General features: G+C 35.6%; 22 protein-coding genes and 2 pseudogenes. 7 read left to right on the forward strand and 17 right to left on the reverse strand.

The window, feature by feature from the left end; genetic code table 11:
* The first annotated feature begins 120 nt into the window (after positions 1–120).
* From TTE_RS11840 to TTE_RS11850, 3 genes are all read left to right on the forward strand, one after another.
* Positions 121–309, forward strand: a complete 189-nt coding sequence (locus TTE_RS11840) for a hypothetical protein (RefSeq protein WP_011026495.1) — start codon at positions 121–123, stop codon at positions 307–309.
* A 31-nt stretch (positions 310–340) separates the two neighbouring features.
* A complete protein-coding gene (locus TTE_RS11845) occupies positions 341–625 on the forward strand; it encodes an SHOCT domain-containing protein (RefSeq protein ID WP_009052707.1) in 285 nt (94 codons plus the stop codon).
* A 320-nt stretch (positions 626–945) separates the two neighbouring features.
* Entirely contained in the window at positions 946–1,122 is a 177-nt protein-coding gene (locus TTE_RS11850) for a MarR family transcriptional regulator (protein ID WP_009052708.1), read from the forward strand.
* A 25-nt stretch (positions 1,123–1,147) separates the two neighbouring features.
* Here TTE_RS11850 and TTE_RS14660 read toward each other — a convergent pair.
* Together TTE_RS14660 and cysK are read right to left on the reverse strand one after the other, a co-directional pair.
* A pseudogene (locus TTE_RS14660) lies at positions 1,148–1,373 on the reverse strand ([FeFe] hydrogenase H-cluster radical SAM maturase HydE); the annotation flags it as partial.
* 16 nt (positions 1,374–1,389) lie between these two features.
* Entirely contained in the window at positions 1,390–2,328 is a 939-nt protein-coding gene (cysK, locus tag TTE_RS11855; protein ID WP_011026496.1) for a cysteine synthase A, read from the reverse strand.
* Positions 2,329–2,539: 211 nt separating this feature from the next.
* Here cysK and TTE_RS11860 point away from each other — a divergent pair, with 211 nt between their 5' ends.
* The gene (locus TTE_RS11860) at positions 2,540–3,754 is read left to right on the forward strand and encodes a DUF438 domain-containing protein (protein WP_011026497.1); all 1,215 of its coding nucleotides are present in this window, start codon (positions 2,540–2,542) and stop codon (positions 3,752–3,754) included.
* Between the two features lie 61 nt (positions 3,755–3,815).
* On the opposite strand, the gene TTE_RS11865 is transcribed toward TTE_RS11860, so the two are convergent.
* The 8 genes from TTE_RS11865 to gpmA form a co-directional block, all read right to left on the reverse strand.
* On the reverse strand, positions 3,816–4,232 hold the full coding sequence (locus TTE_RS11865) for an FMN-binding protein (RefSeq protein WP_011026498.1): 417 nt from the start codon (positions 4,230–4,232) through the stop codon (positions 3,816–3,818).
* 114 nt (positions 4,233–4,346) lie between these two features.
* Entirely contained in the window at positions 4,347–5,276 is a 930-nt protein-coding gene (locus tag TTE_RS11870) for a prenyltransferase (RefSeq protein ID WP_011026499.1), read from the reverse strand.
* 24 nt (positions 5,277–5,300) lie between these two features.
* Positions 5,301–6,326: an FAD:protein FMN transferase gene (locus TTE_RS11875; RefSeq protein WP_009609688.1), complete on the reverse strand. Its 1,026-nt coding sequence runs from the start codon at positions 6,324–6,326 to the stop codon at positions 5,301–5,303.
* 37 nt (positions 6,327–6,363) lie between these two features.
* Entirely contained in the window at positions 6,364–7,332 is a 969-nt protein-coding gene (locus TTE_RS11880; RefSeq protein ID WP_009609724.1) for a polyprenyl synthetase family protein, read from the reverse strand.
* A gap of 31 nt (positions 7,333–7,363) precedes the next feature.
* Positions 7,364–7,876, reverse strand: coding sequence for a Gx transporter family protein (locus tag TTE_RS11885; protein WP_193328925.1), 513 nt, complete (start codon positions 7,874–7,876; stop codon positions 7,364–7,366).
* Positions 7,877–7,886: 10 nt separating this feature from the next.
* A complete protein-coding gene (locus TTE_RS11890) occupies positions 7,887–8,267 on the reverse strand; it encodes a NusG domain II-containing protein (protein ID WP_011026501.1) in 381 nt (126 codons plus the stop codon).
* A 27-nt stretch (positions 8,268–8,294) separates the two neighbouring features.
* Positions 8,295–10,085, reverse strand: a complete 1,791-nt coding sequence (locus TTE_RS11895; protein WP_009609712.1) for an FAD-dependent oxidoreductase — start codon at positions 10,083–10,085, stop codon at positions 8,295–8,297.
* 377 nt (positions 10,086–10,462) lie between these two features.
* A complete protein-coding gene (gene gpmA / locus TTE_RS11900; RefSeq protein ID WP_011026502.1) occupies positions 10,463–11,212 on the reverse strand; it encodes a 2,3-diphosphoglycerate-dependent phosphoglycerate mutase in 750 nt (249 codons plus the stop codon).
* 177 nt (positions 11,213–11,389) lie between these two features.
* On the opposite strand from gpmA, the gene TTE_RS11905 reads away from it, so the two are divergent.
* The 3 genes and pseudogenes from TTE_RS11905 to TTE_RS11915 all read left to right on the forward strand — a co-directional run bounded on the left by TTE_RS11905 (position 11,390) and on the right by TTE_RS11915 (position 16,588).
* Positions 11,390–13,153: a M3 family oligoendopeptidase gene (locus tag TTE_RS11905; RefSeq protein ID WP_011026503.1), complete on the forward strand. Its 1,764-nt coding sequence runs from the start codon at positions 11,390–11,392 to the stop codon at positions 13,151–13,153.
* A 345-nt stretch (positions 13,154–13,498) separates the two neighbouring features.
* Positions 13,499–14,903, forward strand: a pseudogene (locus TTE_RS11910) (ISLre2 family transposase).
* A 317-nt stretch (positions 14,904–15,220) separates the two neighbouring features.
* A complete protein-coding gene (locus tag TTE_RS11915; RefSeq protein ID WP_011024557.1) occupies positions 15,221–16,588 on the forward strand; it encodes a DDE-type integrase/transposase/recombinase in 1,368 nt (455 codons plus the stop codon).
* A 365-nt stretch (positions 16,589–16,953) separates the two neighbouring features.
* On the opposite strand, the gene TTE_RS11920 is transcribed toward TTE_RS11915, so the two are convergent.
* From TTE_RS11920 to argJ, 7 genes are all read right to left on the reverse strand, one after another.
* Positions 16,954–17,544: a hypothetical protein gene (locus TTE_RS11920; RefSeq protein ID WP_011026505.1), complete on the reverse strand. Its 591-nt coding sequence runs from the start codon at positions 17,542–17,544 to the stop codon at positions 16,954–16,956.
* Positions 17,538–17,987, reverse strand: a complete 450-nt coding sequence (locus tag TTE_RS11925) for a hypothetical protein (protein WP_011026506.1) — start codon at positions 17,985–17,987, stop codon at positions 17,538–17,540. The genes TTE_RS11920 and TTE_RS11925 overlap by 7 nt, the downstream gene beginning before the upstream one ends.
* Before the next feature lie 238 nt (positions 17,988–18,225).
* The gene (argH, locus tag TTE_RS11930; protein WP_011026507.1) at positions 18,226–19,545 is read right to left on the reverse strand and encodes an argininosuccinate lyase; all 1,320 of its coding nucleotides are present in this window, start codon (positions 19,543–19,545) and stop codon (positions 18,226–18,228) included.
* The gene (locus TTE_RS11935; protein ID WP_011026508.1) at positions 19,526–20,758 is read right to left on the reverse strand and encodes an argininosuccinate synthase; all 1,233 of its coding nucleotides are present in this window, start codon (positions 20,756–20,758) and stop codon (positions 19,526–19,528) included. The genes argH and TTE_RS11935 overlap by 20 nt, the downstream gene beginning before the upstream one ends.
* Before the next feature lie 115 nt (positions 20,759–20,873).
* A complete protein-coding gene (locus TTE_RS11940) occupies positions 20,874–22,055 on the reverse strand; it encodes an acetylornithine transaminase (RefSeq protein ID WP_011026509.1) in 1,182 nt (393 codons plus the stop codon).
* Entirely contained in the window at positions 22,042–22,941 is a 900-nt protein-coding gene (gene argB, locus TTE_RS11945; RefSeq protein ID WP_009609716.1) for an acetylglutamate kinase, read from the reverse strand. The genes TTE_RS11940 and argB overlap by 14 nt, the downstream gene beginning before the upstream one ends.
* Positions 22,938–24,158 (reverse strand): bifunctional glutamate N-acetyltransferase/amino-acid acetyltransferase ArgJ, encoded by a 1,221-nt coding sequence (gene argJ / locus TTE_RS11950; RefSeq protein ID WP_041587229.1) that lies wholly within the window; start codon positions 24,156–24,158, stop codon positions 22,938–22,940. Before argJ ends, argB begins: the two co-directional genes overlap by 4 nt.
* Positions 24,159–24,172: the final 14 nt, after the last annotated feature.

Genomic DNA, 24,172 nt, shown 5'->3' on the forward strand with positions numbered 1-24,172 from the left:
GGAAATTATTTTAATTAAACTGTATTTATTTTCTCTTCATATTTTCTTCAAAAGTAAGCCTTAAAATAAAAATGAACCCAAGTTAACAGTTTTTTGATAAATAGAAAGGAGTTGAAATGTATGGGGCTTATATTAATCTTGGCAATTGGCTTTTATTTGTACAAAACAGGTGATCTGCAAAGAATAATTAATAATTTAAATGCAAACAAAGATTGCCAAGTGAATGAAGCAAAGAAAATACTTGATATACGTTTAGCCAAGGGAGAAATTACAGTAGAAGAATATAACAAATTAAAAAGCATTTTGTAAAATATAAATATTTGGAGAGGAGGAGAAAATAATGTTTGGAGGATATATGATGGGTGGTTTAGGTCGTTGGTTTGGAGGATATTATCCTTGTGGTTATGGAACTTGGTTCGGTGGTGGACTTACCAATATATTGTTCTTAATTTTAATAGGCGTAGTAATTTACTTGCTAGTAAAACAGATTAGAAATGTTAACTTTTTTAAAAAACACGATACAGATCCTAATAATGAAGCATTAGAAATTGCCAAGTTAAGGTACGCTCGCGGTGAAATCACCTTAGATGAGTATATAGAAATAACTAAAACTTTAAAAAAGTGAGCTAAATAATCAGATTGAAAACCCCCCATTTTTCTGAATACAGAAAAGGGGGGCTGTATTTGTATATAATTTGCCTTTTTTTAGTATAATAAGTGACAATAATCACAGATTTTTGATAACCCCCTTTTGTATAATAGATTAAATCTTTAGTTATACCCTTTGTTGAAAAGCTGCAAAAGCAGTAGTTGGGGAAGCCAGTGAAATCTTAATTTTATCGTTAAAAAATTATTTTAGAAGTTCTTGTCAAAAATAAGAATTGATATTATAATGGAATCGTAATCAATATAAAATTGTAATGTGTATTAAGGAGGAAAAATAAAATGGATGCCAAAGAGATAGTATTAAAAACTTTAAGAGAATCTTCAGAGCCTCTGCGTCCTAGTGATATTGTGGAAAAATCAGGCCTTGACAAAAAAGAAGTTGAAAAGGCTATTAAAGAATTAAAAAAAGAAGATTTAATAATGTCTCCTAAAAGATGCTATTACTCTGCAAAATAATCTGTAAAAAAAGAGAGTGCAGATTTTACACTCTCTTTTTTCTATAACCAAAACTTTCTGAAACTACTCTTCCAATACTATTTATCCTGGCAGTTATACAACTAAAGCAATGAGCAGGAGTATCAGCAACACAAATTTTTCCCGGATACAGCCGGATATAATGCGTACAACTTTCTGCATTCTCCCTCTGTCACATTGGGCATTACAACATTTGCTCCACAACGAAGTGCTGTCATTCTTCCATTAGGATTAAATTCATTATGGCGTTCAATATTCAAAAAATTTGTGCATACTTAAATATCTTTCCCCAGTATCAGGTAGTACTGTTACAACTCGTTTTCCTTTCCCGAGGCGATTTGCAACTTCAACTGCCGCAAAAACATTTGCGCCTGAAGAAATACCACAAAGAATCCCTTCTTGTTTTGCAAGTTTCATTGACATTTCAAAAGCATCTCTCTCTTTTACCTTTATAATTTCATCGATAACGTCAAGATTTAATGTGTCAGGAATAAATCCAGCTCCTATTCCTTGTATCTTATGAGGTCCAGGTTTGCCGCCTGACAATACAGGAGATTCCTCTGGTTCTACTGCAAAAATTTTTATATCTTTGTTATATTGCTTTAAAACTTTCCCTACTCCGGATATTGTTCCCCCTGTGCCTACACCTGCTACAAATGCATCTACTATTCCATTTGTATCTTTTAATATTTCTTTTGCCGTTGTAAGTTCATGTATTTCTGGATTCGCAGGATTTTTAAACTGATCTAACATTATATAATCAGGATTTAATTCCAAAATTTCTTGTGCCTTTTTTATGGCTCCTTTCATACCCTCTGCACCGGGTGTTAAAACAAGCTCTGCTCCATATGACAAAAGTAAATTTCGTCGTTCTATACTCATCGTATCAGGCATTACAAGAATCAACTTATACCCTTTTACAGCACTAACCATCGCAAGACCAATGCCTGTATTTCCACTGGTAGGTTCAACAATTGTCCCACCAGGTTTTAATCTTCCTTCTTCCTCAGCTCTTTTTATCATATTTAATGCAATTCTGTCCTTAACACTTCCACCTGGGTTAAAAGACTCTAATTTTACTATGACCTCCGCTGAATTTTCAGGAACAACTTTATTCAACCTAATCATAGGTGTATTGCCTATAAGCTGAGTTATATCCTCATAAATTTTATTTTCTCTTCCCGACATAATTTTTTTGCCTCCTTTTAATTCATAGTATTTAGATAGGAATACTATGATTTTATTTTAAGATATCACAATCTCAGTTGATTGTCAACAGTTTAACAACTCGTTATAAAAATTCATAAAAATTATTTAAATTTGTGAGATATATCACAGTAAAATTTTTAATACAGGGTAAAATATAATCAGGTATGTTAACAAAGAGGAGGTACTTTCCATGAGTGAAGTTATTAATAATAGAGAATACAGGAGAAAACTTTTAAAAGAAGTTATAAAAGAACTTCATAGAGGTAAAAGTGTTGCGGAAGTTAAAGAAAAATTTAAAGATGTCATAGACGGAATAACTTCTACAGAATTGTCAGCAATAGAACAAGAACTAATAAATGAGGGACTGGACGTAAAAGAAGTACAAAGGCTATGTGATGTCCATGCTGAAGTGTTTAGAGAGTCATTAGAACAGCTAAAAAAGCCCGAAACAATTCCGGGGCACCCAGTACACACCTTTAAAGAAGAAAACAGAGCAATAGAAAAACACATTAATGAAAATATAAAACCTGCTCTTGAAAAATTAAAAAGCAGCGGAAGTTTTGAAGACGCTCAAAAGCTATTAGAGCATATTAATCTTTTGATGGATATAGACAAGCATTATTCGAGAAAAGAAAACTTGCTCTTTCCGTACCTTGAAAAATACGGCATAACGGGACCTCCCTCTGTCATGTGGGGTGTTGATGATGAAATAAGGAAAATGCTCAAAGACTTGAGAACAACCCTTATTAATTATGATAATTCAAAAAAAGAAGAAATATTACAGCATGCCAATGCTACATTAAACAAAATATTAGACATGATTTTTAAAGAAGAAAATATACTTTTACCCATGGCATTAGACACCCTTACAGAAGATGAATGGATAAGTATAATGGAAGAAAGTGATGAAATAGGATATTGCCTTATTGAACCAGAGATAAAGTGGCACCCAGAACGTGTCAATGTTGAGAAAAAAGAAAAATTTAGTGATGAAGCATCCCAGAGTTATATAAAATTTGATACAGGCATTTTAAAGCCAGAAGAAATAAGTGCCATATTTGATAATCTCCCTTTTGACATAACATTTGTAGACAAAGATGACATAGTAAAATATTTTTCCAACACAAAAGACAGAATATTTGCAAGGACAAAATCCGTCATTGGTAGAAAAGTTCAATATTGTCATCCACCTGCAAGTGTCCATATTGTTGAACAGCTGCTTCAGGACTTTAAATCAGGCAAAAAAAGTCATGAAGACTTCTGGATAAAGTTGGGCGACAAATATGTATTTATAAGATATTTTGCTATAAGAGATAAAAACGGTGAATACATAGGTACTTTAGAGGTGACACAGGATATCGCTCCTATAAAAGCAATAGAAGGAGAAAAGAGGCTTATGTCTTAATAAATTTTAAAGGGGACAGCTTTAAAAACTGTCCCCTTTATTTTCTCTATCTACTCAAAAATTACTTTGCACTCTTTAAAGCCTCTGCAGCTAATTCTTTAAAAGTTTGGGATGTATGTGTAGCTCCAGTAACAGTATCTACTTTATCAGGGTCTTGCTTCTCAATAAGCTGCTGTTCCAATTTCTCATATGCTTCTTTTGGTGTAACACCTGTCTTAGCCTTCATATTTTCTGCATATTGCTGGTCATCTCTCTTTAACTGGCCATCCTTGTTTACTTCATTATAAGTCACGGATGCTATTTTACCGTCTTTTACAGTTATCTCAATCTGTCCCTTCCATCCGTGCTCGTCAAAATTAGGTTGTTCCGCTTTGTAAGTACCATCTTTGTAAGTACCAGTTGCTGTTTTAGAAGAACAGCCACTTATTGCAAACAACAAAAATAATCCCACTAATACAAGTGTTAAAATCCTTCTCATAAAATCACAGCCTCCCTTTTAATACAAATTTTGTGTAAAAATATTATACTGTTTTGTTAAAATAATGTCAATGTTTTTCACTTCACCTCCCCTCTAAAAATATCTTAATAAAACCTAAAATCTTGATGCCAGTGAAGATAAAATCATTATGAGTCCTACAATTTGATATATTTTTATCGTATCGGCATTTGCTTTTACCAGTTTTGGTATTTCGTCATAATATTTGCGGGCAACATTTACAGACCTCACAGCTAATGGAATTGTTATAAAGGTCATAAGCCATATTGGATTTTTAGTAACTAAAGCTATTAAAGCAAGAGACAGATAGGCTGCTACATAAAGAGCTGCGTACACTATCACTCCTTTTTGTTTGCCAATTCTAACTAACAAATTGTATTTATGTCCTTTGAGGTCTGCTTCATAATCTGGATACTGGTTTATCCAAAGAACATTGGTTATTAAAAACCCTATAGGCAAAGAAACTAATAAAACATCTATACTTACATGATGAGTCATCACTAAATACATCCCTATAACTATCAAAGGCCCAAAAGTTATTCCTACAGCTATTTCTCCAAAGCCTCTGTAGCTTAATTTAAAAGGAGGCAAACTATAAAAAACTGCTATTAAAACTCCAGCAAGCCCTACAATAAATACACGAGGTTCTCTAAATATGACAATAGCTAGCCCTATAGCACAAGAAACAAGTATTGTTACTAAAGCAATAATTATTGTTTCTTCGACTGTAAGTTTACCTTCGACTATAGTTTTCTTCCCTCCACTAAAAGGAGTTCTTTTATCTGGAGTTACAAAAGTATCTACACCAGATTTATAATCAACAAATTCATTGACTGCATTTTTACCTATCTCAATAAGGTAAATGCCTATAACTGAGACAACAAACCAGAATAAGTCAAACTCTCCCGTTTTACCATAAGCATAGGCAGTCGCTACAAACATAGGCACAGTAGATGCTATCCATATCTTAGGGTCTGCCAACTGCCAAAAACCCTTCCATACCCTTAAAAATTCCTTTTTATCCATAAAACTTCCTCCAGAAAAATGGAATTACTTAGTCATTAAAGTATATTCTGGATCGGTAATCCTAAAATTTCCTTTTAACCCAGAAGTTATATACACTTTTTTATCATCTGTCACAAATATTGCTTCTACTCCAGGTAAATTTTCTGCAACCTTCAGACCCTCATCTAAACCCATAACAAAAATTTTTGCTAGTGCATCACCATCTATAGAAGTATCTGTTATTATAGTAACGCTATATAAGTGATTATCTGCAGGATAACCGGTAAAAGGATTTAATATATGATGATATAATTTCCCGTCTTTTTCAAAATATCTTTCATATATCCCTGAAGTGACGACAGCTTTTTCACCAACCTCTACTATCCCAAAATATTCACCTCTGGGTTTAAAAGGAGTTTGAATCCCTACGCGCCAATTAGTTCCATCAGGTTTTGTACCAATTGTAAGGACATCACCGCCCAAATTTATAATAGCATGCTTTACACCTTCTTTTTTTAAAACTTCTGCCACTTTATCTGCAGCATAGCCTTTCGCAATACCTCCCAAGTCTATGCTCATACCTTTATCTTTTAACATAACGGTCATATTCTTTTCATCTAAAACTATATTTTTATAGTTTACAAGAGGAAGTTTAGCTTTTATTTCTTCCGCTGAAGGCACTCTGGCTTTATCGGTACCAATATTCCAAAGATTTACTATAGGACCTACCGTGATATCAAAATAACCTTTTTCAATTTCAGAAAAATGTATTGCTTTTTTTATAACGTAAAAAGTATCAGGAGACACTTTTACGGGTCTAATCCCTGCGTTTTTATTAATTTCACTTACTTCACTATCCTCTATAGTGACGCTCATTTTCTTTTCTATATCTTCAATGGCTTTAAATCCATCATCCAATACTTTTTTGGGAACCTTGTCGTATACAGTCAAAGTACAATAAGTATCCAGTGCAAATTTAGTATCAGATATAGGTTGAGAATTTTTATTTGAACACCCAGAAAATATAAATATTAGTAGAAAAATACTAAAAAGTACTATAAATTTTTTCATATAATAACTCCTCCAAAAATAAGGCCTTTAACCAATTTTAGTAATTTCTATATAAAAGCTTAGTCGTCACATCAATTAAAATTTGTTTTGGTGGAGAATCTTTTAACATAGCTATTTTGTCAAAAGCTTTTTTAGTATACTTCTCTGCTAACATTTTTGATTGGGTTATCCCACCATTTTGTTGAACAAATGCAACAATGCGTTTTATGTCATCCTCACAATAATTTCTCTTTTTTATCAACGATATAATTTTTTCATCTCTATTCCTTTCTAAAGAATAGATTAAAGGAAGTGTAAAGACACCCTGTCTTATATCATTACACAAAGGCTTCCCTACAACACTTTCTTCCCCAGTATAGTCTAAAATATCATCTATAATTTGAAAAGCTATCCCAATATTATAGCCTATACTACCCAATATTTTGGCCAACTCTTCTCCACAGTTGCTTTCATAAGCTCCCACATAAAAACTTAAAGCGAAGAGAGCAGCAGTTTTTGCAGCTATTCTTTTTAAATAATCGTTTATTGTAATATTTATGTCATATCGGCTTTCAAATTGATCAATCTCTCCTTTGCATATTCTTGAAACCACTTTAGAGACTTTTTTTAAATTCGCAACATTGATATTGTCTGATAAAAGCAAAAAACTTTGAGAGAAAAGAAAATCTCCAATAAACACTGCATAATCTTTACCATATTCTGCCTGAATAGTAGGTTTACTGCGCCTTATTAAAGCATTGTCAATTATATCGTCATGCACTAAAGTCGCCATGTGAAGCATCTCAATAGCAGCTGCTAAAGGTAATATCTTTTTTCTATCATAATTTCCAAATTTAGCCGATATAATTACAAAAGCAGGCCTTAACATTTTGCCACTATTATTTACCATATCTAGTAGTATATCGCTAATTAATTTGTTTGAACTTTTTACACGCTTTTTCATGATTTTTACAACTTCTACAAGTTCTTCTTTTACCTCTAAATTGTCATTCCAAAACTTATCCATTTAACCACCTTTAACCTTTATCAAGAAAAATTTAGTATTTTAATATTTTTAATTTGTTCCAGTGTTTTAAAAGAAATTTAGAAGATAAACCCACAAAGATACCAGTTCCTATCCCCGCTATCATCAACACAGGCAGATATATCATTATCTTTATATTTTGAACTATTGCAGAAGCCACCAACATCTGCCCAATATTGTGAAATACTCCCCCTGAAACACTTACTCCTACTTCACTAACATGATTTTTCCCAATGTTTTTGACAAGATACATAACAATAAGACTTAACAAGCCCCCTCCTAAACTGTAGAAAAAGGTAGAAGGCGAAGAAGCAAAAAAAGTAGCTAATAGTATTCTCACAATGAGAACAATTAATGTATCAATAAAACCAAATAAATACAAAGAGGTAACAGTGATTATATTAGCAAGGCCTAATTTAGCTCCAGGAGCAATAAAAGGAACAGGCAGCATTCCTTCTATAATATATAAAATCAATGAAGTAGAAACTAGTATTGATAAAAAAACCATTTTCTTAGTCCTGGACATATTTGTATATTCAATAGGTAACTTCGTCGACCTCGACACTTTTATCCCCCCTTATCTCTACCACAATCCTAAAGGGGAGACACACTATGCTTTGCCCTGGTTTATCAATAAATCCTTCTTTCATACAGATTTTATCCGGACACTCGGCATGAATAACCTGAACTCCCCCATTTTTGACTAACAATATATTTTTACCTTGTTTTGTAACTATAGGTATTTCTTCTTTATGATTTACATCATCCAATGACACCTTTTTGTACACTTTACCATCTATCATTATTACCGCATATTTATGGTGATACTGTTGGGTTGCTGATATTCTATAAAACACCAACAACCCAACAGATAAAACCGCCACAAAAAGTATAATAAAAATATCACCTTTTTTCACATCAAATAGCCCTCTCTTTAACTTTTATCAACTTATATAAAGATATGTTTTTCGAGCAAAGGTAGTCTTCTTCCACCAATTTTTTATCCATGGAATTACATAATAGTCGAGGCCAAAAGACCTCCCTGCTCCTCCCATTAAAGCTATAGCAGCGAAGATATACCACAATATTGACTTATCTGCCATTGCTGACAAGATGAAATTAAGTGCTAAAAATATAGAACCAGCAGATGCAAGGAAAGTAAACAAACCCGCTATTAAAGCCAATCCTATTGCCACCTCTGCTAATACTACCATAACTTGGAATAAGAAAGCATGGGGTACTACAAAAGTATCCATAAACCACTTATAAAAAGCCGGCGGTTCCTTTAATAGAGGTTGCAAAGTTTGAACAGCAGTAGCTCCAGAAGTAGCATTAGCAGTTGCGCCGGATACATCAGAAGCAGTTATGATAAATATTTTTGACGGGTCAAGCCATCCTTGCTGTATTTTATTTATGCCTTCAATAAGCCACAAAGCGCCTACATATATTCTCAAAAGGACAAGCCAAAAAGTAGGAACATGGGCTGCAATATGCCCTCCCAATATTGATCGATTGTTCTTAACTTCAAAAAACTCATGATAAATGTACGATAACACAGCATCAATGCCTGCTACCCCAAAAAGGTAGTGCATGTTCACAAGATGTTTAATAGCCATTGCTAAAAAACCCGTCAAAGACACACCCATAAGTTCTGCCACTGCATATCTACTTCCTATGGATACCATAAATCCATGATATTTTGGCTTAAAAGGTTTTTTCTCTTCCCCTTTTATGTCTGCCACTATATTATGAACAGCAGTTTCCGCTGATTGCAGCGCCGTCTCTACAACTTGAGGTATAGGTTTCCCATCTATTTCATAATACGCCAAGTCACCTATCACATAAATGTTTTCTTTTCCTACTGCTTGCATGTATTCGTTTGTTTGGACTCTGCACCGTCTATTTAATTCCAGCCCAAAATTTTCAACGCATTTATTGCCTTGAACTCCACATGTCCATATTAAAGTTTTTGTTTCAATCTTTCTCCCATCTTTTAACACAACATAATCCCTGGCTACTTCCACAATAGGGGAATTAGTTAAGACCTCTACTCCTTTTTTATTTAAAAACCTTTGCGCTTTAATAGCCAGTTTAGCATTTAAATTGGGAAGTATTGTATTTAAAGCTTCTACTACCATAATCTTGATTTCACTGCGGTCTAAGTTATATTTATCACACAAACTTTTTGTCCATTCCATCAATTCGCCCGCAGTCTCAATTCCTGTAAATCCCGCTCCAGCTATTACAAAAGTAAGCATCTTCTTTTTTTCATCCGGATCCTTTTCTACACTAGCCTTTCTAAACATTTCCTCAATGTGTTCCCTCGTTCTAATAGCTGCCTCCAAACTCCCTACATTAAAGCCATATTCAAATACACCTGGTATACCAAAATCACATGGCTCACTGCCAATGCCTAAAATCAAATAATCGTATTGATATGCGCCTTTTTTCCCAATCACTTGCTGTTTTTCATGATCAATTTTTTCTATTTCGTCAAGTATTATGTTTACTCTCTTGCCAGCAAAAACCTTATGTAAATAAATGCGGACACTGTCAGGTTCTATTCTAGAACCAGCTACTTCATGTAAATCTGTTAACAAAGTATGATAAGGTTTCTTGTCTATAAGTGTTACTTCTATATCAGGATTATTTTTTAATTTTTTATTCAGTAATTTCGCTGCATGTAAGCCCCCATACCCGGCCCCAATGATGACAATTTTCTTGTTATTACCCATATAAACACCTCTTTGATTGATATAATTATAACAACTTTTCTAGTCAATATTTTATCATACAAATTACATTTTGTCTATGGTCTGACAATAAAAACGTTGTCTTTTTCACTAAAAAATTTTTGAAAGCATCGTTTATAAAAAAATATACCCCCACCCGGTATTGATTAAAACTTTAGTGTTGTTTTTTCCTGCACTGTTTCGCATACGGAAAAATTAATGAAACGCACCTACTAAATAAAAATCCTTAATATAACAAATAAAGGCAGGTATTTAAAAAATACCTACCTTATCTATTAAAAAGTCCTTTATTCAAATTCTTTCATTGCCTCTTCAACACTCTTCTTTCCACGCAAAATCATCCTTTTCCAAAAGGCCCCTTAAGCCCTCGCTTTGCCCTGCTCCGCAACTTCCTGCTGTTTTTTCTTGAGCTCCTCTTCATCAGCTAAATAATAGTGCCTTATAGGCTTTAAGTTCTCATCTAACTCATAAACCAGAGGAATACCTGTAGGAATATTTAGCTCCATTATTTCCTCATTAGAAAGATTGTCCAGATACTTCACAAGGCCTCTTAAACTGTTTCCATGAGCTGCTATTATCACTCTCTTGCCAGACTTTATAGTCGGTGCAATTGTGGACTCCCAGTAGGGAATAACTCTATTTATAGTGTCTATCAAATTCTCTGTGAGAGGAATTTCATCCTCAGAAAGGTCGGCGTACCTTGGGTCATTGCCAGGATATCTCGGGTCATCCTTAGTCAAAGCAGGAGGTCTAACCTCTGCAGACCTTCTCCAAAGCTTTACCTGCTCTTCTCCATATTTTTTTGCGGTTTCTGCCTTATTAAGCCCCTGAAGAGCTCCATAATGCCTCTCATTCAACCGCCAGGACTTGTAAACTGGTATCCACATGAGGTCCAGCTCATCTAAAACTATCCACAAAGTCCTTATTGCCCTCTTCAAAACTGAAGTAAACGCCGCATCAAAAGTAAATCCCTTCTCTTTCAAAATCTTTCCTGCCTGCTTTGCCTCTTCAATTCCTTTCGGCGAAAGGTCTACATCTGTCCAACCTGTGAACCTGTTTTCCATGTTCCATATGCTTTCTCCATGGCGAAGTAAAACTACTTTGTACATGCTACACCACCTTCTCGTCTTTAAATTTTATTCCAAAAGGCTATTTTTATTATACCTCATTGAATAAATAAACACAACAAAAAGCTCTTACACCATTTCCCTGAAAAGGTTTGACTTATCTTTAAAAATATTTTACAATCAAATTGGCAAATATTATACAAAATGGGGGAGAGGTAAATGAGGTGGTCTTTAGAAGCTCTTTATACTTCCTTTGACAGTGAAGAATTTCAAAAAGATGTCGAAAAAATAACTTCATCAATCGAACACATACGGTCTTGGACTGAAGAAAACTTTACAACATATGAAAAGTCCAAAGAAAAACTCGAATACTACATAAGATTTAAAAATGAACTGGGAGATTTAATGGTAAAAGTAAGAGGATATTCTGCTTTATCTTTAAGCGTGGATGTAAAAAATGAAAAGGCATTAAAAGCTTTGGAATCTCTTGAAAACATCAGCACAATGCTTGCAGAGCCAGAGACCAAATTCAAAAGATGGCTTTTGAACATGCCGAACTTGGAAGAAACAATCCAGTCTTCCTCCTATCTTAAGGAACACGAATTTTTTATAAAAGAGACAGTCAAAGAAGCAATGCACCTACTTTCAGAAAAAGAAGAGATGATAATAGCTAAGATGAAAAACACAGGGTCAGAAGCTTGGGCAAAACTTCATGACCTTTTGACCTCTACACTCCTTGTAGACATAAATATAAACGGCGAAGAGAAAAAATTGCCTCTTTCCGTTGTAAGAAATATGGCTTATGACAAAGACCCTTACATAAGAAAGACAGCTTATTTTGCCGAATTAAATTCCTATAAAAAAATAGAAGACGCTTCAGCAGCATGTCTTAATGGAATAAAAGGCGAGGTACTGACTGTTACAGAATTAAGAAAATATTCCTCTCCGTTAGAGATGACTCTTCAGCGTTCCCGCATGGACTCTGAAACACTTGAGGCAATGCTTGAAGCTATAGAAGAGTATTTGCCAGAATTTAGAAGATATTTAAAAGAAAAAGCCCGCCTTTTAGGTCATAAAGATGGACTACCTTTCTATGACCTTTTTGCTCCAGTAGGAAAATTGGACAAAAAATTTACATTTGATGAAGCGAAAGAATTTATAGTAGAAAATTTTAACTCCTTCAGTGAGGACCTTGCACAATTTGCTAAAAAAGCCTTTGAAAACAGCTGGATTGATGCAGAGCCAAGAGAAGGCAAAAGAGGAGGAGCCTTTTGCTACAACCTCCATCCAATAAAAGAAAGCAGAATACTGGCAAATTTTGATGGGAGTTTTTCTAATGTTCTAACTCTGGCTCATGAATTAGGGCATGGATATCACGGCCATTTGCTAGCAAATGAAACATTAATAAATTCAAGATACCCGATGCCTATAGCGGAAACAGCATCAATTTTCAACGAGCATATTATAGTGAATTCTGCATTAAAAACGGCTTCTAAAGAAGAGAAATTATCAATTATAGAAAACTCACTGCAGCGCTCAACACAAACCATCGTAGACATTTACTCAAGATTCTTATTTGAAGATGAAGTCATAAAAAGAAGAAAAGACCATTCTTTATCTGTTGAAGAATTAAAACAAATTATGATAGAGGCTCAGAAGAAAACATACGGGGATGGCCTTGACCAAAATTACCTGCACCCTTACATGTGGATAAACAAGCCCCATTATTACGATGCCGATTTAAACTACTACAACTTCCCATATGCATTTGGGGAATTATTTGTAAAAGGCCTAATTTACAAGTACAATCAAGAAGGCAAAAAATTTGTAGAAGAATATAAAAACCTTCTTCCTCAGACAGGGAAGAAAAATCTCTATGATTTAGGAAAAATCGTAGGATTTGACTTGCACTCTAAAGACTTCTGGAGAAAATCTTTAGATGTCATAAAAGAAGAAATCAACCAATTTATATCTTTAATATAATTCAAACACTGGAAGAGGTTCTTCTCATTCGAATTTTATTTTGAAGTAAAATATCTAAAAGGGGACCCGGGTTTTGTACAAAGAGCGGTCCCCTTTCATATTTTAAAACTCCCTATTTTCATAAAATTTAACAGATAATAGACATGAAACTGTCAGCACAATAAGGACCAAAGCAATTATAAACAACATTTTCACTGTATCTGATTGATTCATTATAAAAGATACAATATTTTGAAACCCATAGTGTAAAATTATCGTAGGATTTTTTGAGTGAAAAAAACAAGAGACAACCCCTGTGATAAAATAGAACTTGGAAACAAAACATCACAGAAAGGGGGGTCTCTTGTGAAAAAACATATCTTTGAGGATATTATACTTACAAAATGCTCTAAATTTCACTGAGGAAGTAGTAGAAATTTTTGGTGATTTGTTAAACAAAGGAATGAATATTACAGAGCTTGTAGCAAGGATAAAGGAACTCACGGACAAACTAGGTAGAGAGGCAATAGAAGCAATTATTGAAGAGTTAGATAGGATAATAAAAGAAGACAAGAGAAGGAAAGAAAAATGGGTAGTAGAGAGGAAAGATAAAAAGAGATTAACGACAGTCCTTGGGGATATTGAATATGAGAGGACATATTACAAATCTAAAGAGGATGGGAGATATACATATTTGGTGGATGATGCATTAGAGATAGGACGGCACGATAGGATAGAAAAGGGAGTAAAGATAAAGTTAGTAGAAAACGCAATAGAAGAATCATATGAGAGAAGTAGTAAAAAAGCATGTCCAGAGGAGTTAAGTAAACAGACGGTATTAAATGCAATAAGGGAAATAGGGGAAGTAGAAGTAAAGAGAGAAATAAAAGAAAAGAAAGAAGTAAGGGGTTTATACATAGAGGCAGACGAGGACCATGTACCTTTACAGGACGGGAGAGATGAAACTCCACGATTAGTATACATACATGAAGGTAGAGAAGAGAAAAACGGAAGGAACGTACTGAAGAATGTCTATTACAAAGCATATGTAGGAGAGAAACCTGAAGACATATGGATAGATGTAGCAAATTACATAGAAGACAATTACAAAGAAGAGAAGATAGAGAAGATATACATAGCAGGAGATGGGGCACCGTGGATAAAAGAGGGATTAGAGTGGATAGTAAAATCAAGGTTTGTACTAGACAGATATCATTTAAACAAATACGTATTAAAAGCTACATCAAAAGAGCCAAAGTATAGGGATAAGATATGGAGAGCAATAAATGAAGGGGATAAAGAAGGAGTAAAGAAGGTATTTGATGAGTTAATAAAGGCAGCAGAGGAAGAGAGAGAGAAAGAGAAGATAAAAGAAGCAAAGAAATACATACTAAACAATTGGGAAGGGATAAAGATATACAGTGAAGACGAAGATGTAATAGGGTGCAGTGCAGAAGGACATATAAGCCATGTATTTTCAGCAAGACTAAGCAGGAATCCATTAGGGTGGAGCAGAGAAGGATTAAAACTAATGGCGAAATTAAGGGTATTTAGCAAGAATGGAGGAGACTTAAGAGAAGTAGAATGGGGCAAGAAAAAGAATATAAATGCAGGAAGTTACAAATTAACGAAGAAGCAAATAAAAGAAGCGGTAAGGAGAGTTAAAACGTCTACAAATGAAAAGATAAATAATATTACGGTTTTGAATATAGGGAAAGTAACGCCAATATATAGGGTTTTAAGAGCATTAAAATATGCACAAGTTATATAAAAAAGCATGATAAGTTGAAGGCTGAAATTAACTAAGTTTCAGGGGTTGTCTTAAAAAAATCCTACAGTATCTTGACACTATCATGTGTCTTCCGTTACTTGCAAAATCTTTTCATTTTGTGTATACTTCATTTTAGGTACCTCCTGTTTATTTTGATGTAACGTCAAATTAAAGCCTTAAATTCGCGTATCTATAGTCTCCAAAACATTGGAATAAAAATTTTTTCGAGAAAAAGGAGGATTCCCTCCCCTTGGTGTCGTAGGTAGTAGTTGTAGCAAAAACAAACACCATCAACCCAAAGGAGGGAATCCTAATTTATGTTTCGACAACTACTACCCGTTTTCCTTCTTACTCATTTATTAAATTTTTTGCTTAAAATTTCTCTATTCGCTCTCAAACACTTTAAAGTAGATATTCAGCCGCCTGTTGACCTCCAACCTTCAGGCTACAAAGTTTTGTCACCTTTAGAGGATCCTTTGCCACTTGTTGAAAAAGTTGTTGAGAAAAAAGATTACAAGAAAATCCTTGCCGAAGCTGAAGCTCAAGGTAAGCCTATCTCTCATGTTAGACGTATTAAACCCCTTTGTGTTGATGTTGATAAGTGCCCTGTTTGCGGTGCCCCTCCTGATTATTTGTACAGTTTTGGTAAAGACCCTGACGGCTTTCAAAAACTACAGTGTAAAGTGTGTAAACATCAATGGGCTCCTGGTAAACCTGCTCCTAAAAAGTCTCGCCCTACTTACCGCTGCCCTTTCTGCGGGTCTGCACTTATTCAGGATAAAACTAGAAAGAATTTTACTGTGTTTAAGTGTCGCAATGATAATTGCCCTAAGTGGCTTAACCACCGTAAAAGATATCGCTTCAGAGCTTTTGATGTTGATTTTGATGAACTCTCTTCTTCTTCTCCAAATGCTGCCCCTGTTAACCTCGCAAAAAGCCATTTTAGCCCATTCTTGATAGCACAAACTGTTAATTTATACGTAGGTCTCGGTCTTTCTTTAAGGCAAACTGTCTCTGCACTACAGCATATATGGCAAGTTCAACTCTCTCATCAGACTATACAAAACTGGGTGGTTTCCTTGGCCTCTAAACTCGCTCCGCTTGTTAAGTCTATCAACCTCCCTTTGTCAGGCCTTGTTGTTATTGATGAGACTTACATAAAGGTCAAAGGTAAGTGGCATTACCTTTTTACTGCCTGTGATGGCTTGAGAGGTTTTATTATCTCACAGCACCTTTCTCCTCATAGGGATGCTTTAGCTGCTTTGACAATCCTTAAAGAGGTCATTGACCGTTACAACAACCGAGAATTCATTTTAGTCACAGATAAAGCGCCTATTTATGATGTGGCAGTCCATTTCGCTTCGGTTTTCTTTGGAGCCAATATCCGTCATCGACCTGTGTTGGGAATCTCTCCTCCACCCGGTGGTGACAGTCATACTTACAGACCGTATAAAAACCGTTTAGAACGCTTATTTGGCTCTTACAAGGCTCATTACAAGCGCCATAAGTCTTTTAGTTCTTTTGAAGGTGCTATCGCTCATGCATTGCTATATCAGCTGTACTACAATCACTTGAAACCTCATGAGGCTTCCGATGGCAAAGTACTTGCACCCCTTAAAGATAAACATGGCCACCAAGTGGATAATTGGGCTAAACTGATTCAATGGTTTGTTGAGCTTAATTAAACTCTATAATCTTGACAACTTTTATGTGGTAAGTTAGACTGTATTTGAAATAGTCTAGCTTACCATAGGGTGATATTTGCCTTCTTTGCCCATAAAAGCTTAGATTTTATTTACTTATAGTTTTTCCCTAGGTGTCATTTTAAGTTATTGATTTAATAATCACTGATTTCTTTGCTAACTACTACCTACAATTTCTATTTTTTAGGGAATCCTCATGTTCTTACTTGACGCTACCTATTTTGATAATTCGAGGTAAGTTCTTAAACTTACACTCTGTATTTTATCAGGAGGTACTTATTTTTTCAAAGTCCATTCTCCCTTATTTTTTATTCATTACAGGAATGCTCCCTCTATTAAAAAATAGCTTATTTATAAAGCAATAAAAATTTTGGTATCGCCCTTTTACCCTCTTCCTGAACCCATGTTAGGATATCCCCATAGATGGTCGCTCCACTTATCACTGGAACATTAATGATATTTGTCTCGTTCTTTTGAATATTATAAACTTTCATGTTGTATTCACTGCTATACCACGTGACGTAATCTTTATTCAGCGAAATCGCCCATACCTCTTTACTATACGTGGGAATATCCACTTCTTTCTTATTTTTGATATTATAAAGCACCAGCTTATTATTCCCTTCTATCCACACAACACTGCTACCCCATACATTAGGGGATGTTCCTTTATCAGACAATTTGTAAACTTTATTTTCTTTAATACTATAAAGGTATACCCCTTCTGTCTCACCTGCTGCCTTTAAGCTGTCCTCACTCCAAACTACATAGTCGCCATGGATATTTGGATCACTAAATCTGGAAACACCTACGCCTTCTGAAGTGCGCAAGTTTATTTCTATTCCATTAACCAAATCATACAATTTTATAGAGCTAAATTCATGCCTCCCATCAGATTCGTACATAGACCAGACAAGTTTGCCGTCATCAATTAACAATTTGGGTTCAACACTAAATTGCCCCTCTGAAACTCCTTTTTCTGCAAATCTGCTCTCACCAACTTTTTTATTTCTCCAGATTTTAAATTTTTAACATATATCCTCCAGTCATCCGACCACATTCTATTGCCATCTGTGGCTTCCACCCAGGCTATGTACTTCCCATCTGTAACCGCATTTTTTATGCTTTTCCCATTTATTGCTGGTTCCACTGCGATTTCTATTTCTTTGTTTTTTATGCTATAAAACTCTAATTTTGCTCCTTCGTTACCCAGCACTGCAAGAAGAATTCTTTTGCCATAGGGGTCAAAACCAACAGGATAATGCTTTTCTGGTAAGGATAGCGCTTCTTCCACATTTACTTGCCCAACAGCTTTAGCACCGCATCCAGTAAAAACCAGAGAAAGGAACAATAAAAATAAGACGACAAATCCATATCTCATTTATAGTTCCCGTGCATATTCCATTTTTCTTTATTATATCACTTAAAGTGCAAAAATTTATTAAAAAATTCTTAATTAGGTTACAAAATTACTACAACTAACACTCGATTTATCTTTACATAAAAAGACAAAAAATAACTTAAACTTTAATCAAAAAGGATTAAGTTTATTTGACAGAGCAAAATTTAAGCTCCTGCTTTTTATTCTCAAAGACAGGAGCTCATATATCTTGATAAGATTAGAATATCCTCGGTGAACCTATTGTCTTTCTCTTTTTTAAAATATTTTTTATATCTATCGCCTCATATACATCTTTTTCTATTACATCGCTGAATTTTTTAAGTTCTTCAAGTGATAACTCTTCAATTGGTAAGTTTCGTTCTATCGCATATAAGACAACTTTGCCTGCAATTTCATGGGCGGTCCTAAAAGGAATACCTTTTTGTACAAGATAGTCTGCAAAATCTGTAGCATTCATATAACCATATTTTGCAGCTTTTTCCATGTTGTCTGTTTTTACTTTAATTGTCTTTATCATTTCTGTAAATACTTTCAAAGACATTTTTAAAGTGTCTATTCCGTCAAACAAGGCCTCTTTATCCTCCTGCATGTCTTTGTTATATGCAAGAGGGAGTCCTTTCATCACGGTAAGTATTGTAATCAAATCGCCGTAAACCCTGCCGGTTTTGCCCCTTATTAATTCTGCTGCATCAGGATTTTTCTTTTGCGGCATCATACTGCTTCCTGTTGAAAATCTATCGTCCATTTCAATAAAGTCAAATTCCTTTGTAGACCACAAAATTAATTCCTCACAGAATCTGCTCAAATGCATCATTGTTATAGAAGCAAAGCTTAAAAATTCTATCACAAAATCTCTATCACTAACCCCGTCCATACTGTTTAAGGTTATATCATCGAACCCTAAAAGAGAAGCGACATAATATCTGTCGATATTAAAGGTAGTACCTGCAAGAGCACCAGAACCCAAAGGCATTACATTGACTCTTTTCATCATATCATCAAGCCTTGACAAATCTCTTTTAAACATTTCAACATAGGCAAGAAGATAATGTCCAAAAGTCACAGGCTGTGCCCTCTGTAAATGCGTATATCCCGGCATAATTGTTTCTTTATAAGTTTCAGCCATTTCTTTTAGAGTATCTATAAGCTTTATTAAATCCTCTTTTATTTTGTCTATCTCATCTCTTAAATAAAGCCTTTCATCCGTCGCAACTTGGTCGTTTCTGCTTCTTCCTGTGTGAAGTTTACGCCCTACATCGCCTATTTTCTCTACAAGAAGCCTTTCTACATAGGAATGAACATCTTCATCCTGAGGTATTTCTTTTAACTCGGATTCCTCAAGTATTTCTTTAAGCCCTTTTTCTATCAAATTAAGCTCCTCTTCTGTTAAAACGCCAGCCTTGTAAAGACCCTTTGCATGGGCAATAGAGCCCATTATATCATACTTTAAAAGCCTTATATCAAAAGAAATGGAGGAATTGAAATCCTCCATCAGTTTGTCCAAGTCCTTTTTAAACCTACCTCCCCACAGCTTCATCCATATCCTTCCTTCCCATTTCCATCAAAGCCCTAATTTTTAAAGAAAGCCCAAAGAGGTTTATAAATCCTTCTGCGTCTTTTTGGTTGTAAACTTCATCTTTACCAAAAGTTGCGAATTCTTCGTTGTAAAGAGAATAGGGAGATTTTGCACCCGCATTTATGACATTTCCTTTATAAAGCTTTAGCCTTACAACACCCGTTACATTTTTCTGCGTCTCATCAATAAAAGCATCCAAAGCTGTTTTGAGAGGTGAAAACCAGAGGCCGTTATAGACCAGATCCGCATATTTCTGTGCTACCAACTCTTTAAACCTCATCGTTTCTTTATCAAGTACAAGGTACTCAAGTTCTCTGTGAGCAATATAAAGTAACGTTCCTGCAGGAGTCTCGTAAACACCACGAGATTTCATTCCTACAAGTCTATTTTCAACAAGGTCAACTATCCCTACCCCATTTCTTCCTCCAATTTCATTTAATTCTTCTATTAATTTGACAGGGCTTAGCGTTTTTCCATTTACCTTTACAGGAATGCCCTTTTCAAACTCTATATAGACATATTCCGGCTTATCTGAGACTTTCTCTGGAGGAGTAACTATATCGTAAATATCACTTTTAGGCTCATTCCACGGGTCTTCAAGGTCTCCTCCCTCATGACTCACATGCCACAGATTGCTGTCTACACTGTATATTTTTTCTTTAGTTACAGGAATAGGTATTCCTTTCTTTTTAGCATATTCTATTTCATCTTCCCTCGATTTTAATTCCCATATTCTCCATGGTGCTATTATTTTTATTGAAGGATCAAGAGCACGTATTGAAACTTCAAACCTCACCTGGTCATTGCCTTTGCCTGTCGCACCATGGGCTATCGCCTTGGCACCTTCCTTGTGAGCAATTTCTACAAGTTTTTTGGCAATTAAAGGCCTTGCCATTGAAGTTCCCAGAAGGTATTTTCCTTCATATATAGCCCCCGCTTTTAATGTAGGAAATATATAGTCTTTTACAAACTCCTCTTTGACATCTTCAATATATACTTTGCTGGCACCACTTGCTAAAGCTTTATCTTTTATATACCTTAGGTCTTCCCTTTGCCCTACATCCACGCATACCGCTATTATTTCACATTCATAATTTTCTTTTAACCATGGTATAATCACTGAGGTGTCAAGTCCTCCCGAATATGCCAGTACCACTTTTTCACCTTTTAACATTTTTCACACTCCTCACGAAAGAGAATTTTCTATATTGCCTTTTCGCTCTCTATATACTTATCTATCAACACCGACTTTTCAGGCAAAATCGTTGATAATTTTAAGAGTAGCAAGTTTAAAATCTTATCTCACTAAGCACATCATCTAGTATCTGTAAAGCTTCATCAATTTCTTCCTCCGTCACGATGAGTGGAGGTACAAACCTCAAGACATTGTGACTTACGGAATTTATTAAAAGTCCTTTTTCAAGTGCTTTTAAAACAATCTCCGATGCATCCTCCAAATCCACTTCACATCCCACCATAAGTCCTTTTCCTCTTATTTCTTTCACGACTTTATGTTTCTTTTGCAAAGTTTCTAGCCCTTCTCTAAAATATTTGCCTTTTTTATCAACACCTTCTAAAAATCCATCCTTTGTCACCTCATTTAATACTGCAATCCCAGCCGCACAAGCTAGAGGATTACCGCCAAAAGTAGAAGCGTGATCTCCTGGCTTAAAAACAGCTTTATCTTCTTTTGCTACTATCGCTCCTATCGGAAAACCACCTCCTAGCCCTTTGGCTAAAGTCATAATGTCTGGAACTACACCGTAATGCTCATATCCGAAAAGCTTTCCTGTACGCCCTATTCCTGTCTGAACCTCATCCAATATAAACAGGAGGTCATTTTCATCGCATATCTTCCTTACCGCTTTTACATACTCTGGTGTAGCCTCATGGATACCTCCTTCCCCCTGGATAACCTCGAGCATAATTGCACACACTTCATCGTCGACAGCCTCATAAAGGGCCTCAATGTCATTTAAAGGCACATATTTAAACCCGGCAAGGAGCGGTCCAAAACCTTTGTGATACTTCTCTTGCCCTGTCGCAGTAAGCGCTCCAAATGTCCTCCCGTGAAAGGAATTTTTGGCGGTTATGATTTTATACCTTTTGCCGCCGTATTTTAACGAGGCGTACTTTCTAGCAAGCTTTATAGCCCCCTCATTTGCCTCTGCACCGCTGTTCGCAAAAAACACCTTCCCTCCAAAAGAATTTTCTGAAATCATTCTGGCAAGCTCTATCTGCTTTTCATTCCAGTAAAGATTTGAACAGTGAATTAAAGTCTCTGCTTGCTTTTTAATAGCTTCGACCAGTGCAGGATGACAGTGCCCCAAAGAATTCACAGCAATACCTGCCACGAAGTCGAGGTAAGCATTTCCCTCACTATCCCATACTCTTGTACCTTCTCCCTTGACAAGCATAATAGGATATCTATTGTAAGTATCCATCAAATATTTCTTTTCATAGGTTATCATCATCAAAACATTCCTTTCCTATCATTGTCCCTATCCCCTCATCCGTAAAAATTTCTAAAAGAAGAGAATGGGTAAGCCTTCCATCTATTATGTGTGCCCTTTTTACACCATTTTCTACAGCTTTTATACAGCACTTAAGCTTTGGAATCATTCCCCCGTTTATTCGCCCAGAATCCATCAATTTTTTAGCATGTTCCAAGTCCATTCTGGAAATCAAACTCGTCTTGTCCTCCACATTTTCTAAAACCCCCTCAACATCTGTGAGGAGAATCAATTTTTCCGCCTTTAAGGCTTCTGCTATCTTGCCAGCAGCCGTGTCGGCATTGACATTGTAAGTCTTTCCATCATCCCCAAAGGAAACCGGAGCTATAACAGGTATATAGCCTCTATCAATAAGCATCTCTATAACCTCAATGTTTACTTCAACTATTTTGCCAACATACCCCAGGTCTCCGTTTGACAGGTCTTTTTCTGCTTTTAAAAGTTTTCCGTCTTTCCCACTTATTCCAACAGCCATGCCTCCCAGTTCGTTTATCATTGAAACTATCTCTTTGTTTATCTTTCCAACAAGAACCATTTCTACAATTTCTGCAGTTTTTTCATCTGTTACCCTCAGCCCATTTACAAACTTTGATTCTATCCCCAGTTTTTTTAAAAAGCTGCTGATTTCGGGCCCTCCACCGTGAACTATCACAGGATTTAAACCCACAAATTTCATAAGTACTACATCCTGCATAACCATTTTCTTTAAATTACAGTCCAGCATGGCACTGCCGCCATACTTTATCACAACTGTCTTGCCGGAGAATTTTTTTATATAGGGGAGCGCCTCCACAAGGATATGTGCTTTTAAAATTTCATCTCCGAATTTTTCTTTCCTTATCATGTCCTGTAGCTCCCATTTATTTTTACATAATCGTAAGAGAGGTCGCATCCCCATGAAGTAGCCATAAATTCTCCGGCTTTCATGTCAACTATTATGAAAATTTCCTTTTCTTTCAAAACTTCCTTAGCTAAAGATTCATCAAAGGCAAAAAAACTGCCATTTTCACAAACCTTAACTTCCCCTTTTGCGCTTTTTAGATATATGTCCACTTTGTCCACATCAAAGTCTGCTCCAGAATAGCCCACTGCTGCCAGTATCCTTCCCCAGTTGGCATCTTCCCCAAAGATAGCTGTCTTCACAAGGTTTGAATTTACAATGGCTTTAGCTGCAAGTCTTGCGTCATTTTCCGTCTTAGCATTTATTACATTTACTTCTATAAGCTTAGTCGCTCCCTCACCGTCTTTTGCGATGAGTCTGGCAAGAGTTTTATTGACGTATTCCAAGGCTTTGTAAAATAAATCAAATTCATAGGTCCCCTCCTGAATGGCTTTATTTTCTGCCATTCCATTTGCCATCACTATCGCAGTATCATTTGTGCTCATATCCCCATCAACAGAAATCATGTTATAAGTCCTATTGACAGTATTTTTAAAGGCTTTATCCAACGTAGCCTTCTCCACACTGGCATCTGTAAGTACAAAAGAAAGCATTGTAGCCATATTAGGATGTATCATTCCGGAACCTTTTGCAAAACCTGTCATTGTAATATCTTTTCCTTCAACATTAAATTTCACAGTAACAGCCTTCAAAAATGTATCTGTCGTCATAATAGCATGGGCTGCATCATATCCTCCTTCTTTTGATAGGCTCAATGCCGCCACTTCAATTCCTTTCAACACTTTTTCCATTGGAAGAGGTACGCCAATCACTCCTGTAGAACAAACTAGGACATCTTCTTCCTCTATCTCGAGGACTTCTGCTACCTTTTTTGCCATAGATTTTGCGTCCTCAATTCCTTTCTCCCCTGTACACGCATTTGCATTGCCGCTATTTATTACAATTGCCTGGGCTTTCCCCTTTTTTGCCCTCTCCATATCTAGAATGACAGGAGCTGCTTTTACCCTGTTTGTAGTAAACACTGCCGATATGTTCGCCAATCGCTCAGAATATATTAAAGCCAAATCCTTCTTACTTCTCTTTATGCCTGCAAATACACCTGAAGCCACAAAACCTTTGGGCAATTCTATTTTCCCATCTAAAATCTCCATCTGCTCCATCGCCTCGTTCTTAC

Source organism: Caldanaerobacter subterraneus subsp. tengcongensis MB4 (genome assembly GCF_000007085.1).
Taxonomy (GTDB): Bacteria; Bacillota; Thermoanaerobacteria; order Thermoanaerobacterales; family Thermoanaerobacteraceae; genus Thermoanaerobacter; species Thermoanaerobacter subterraneus.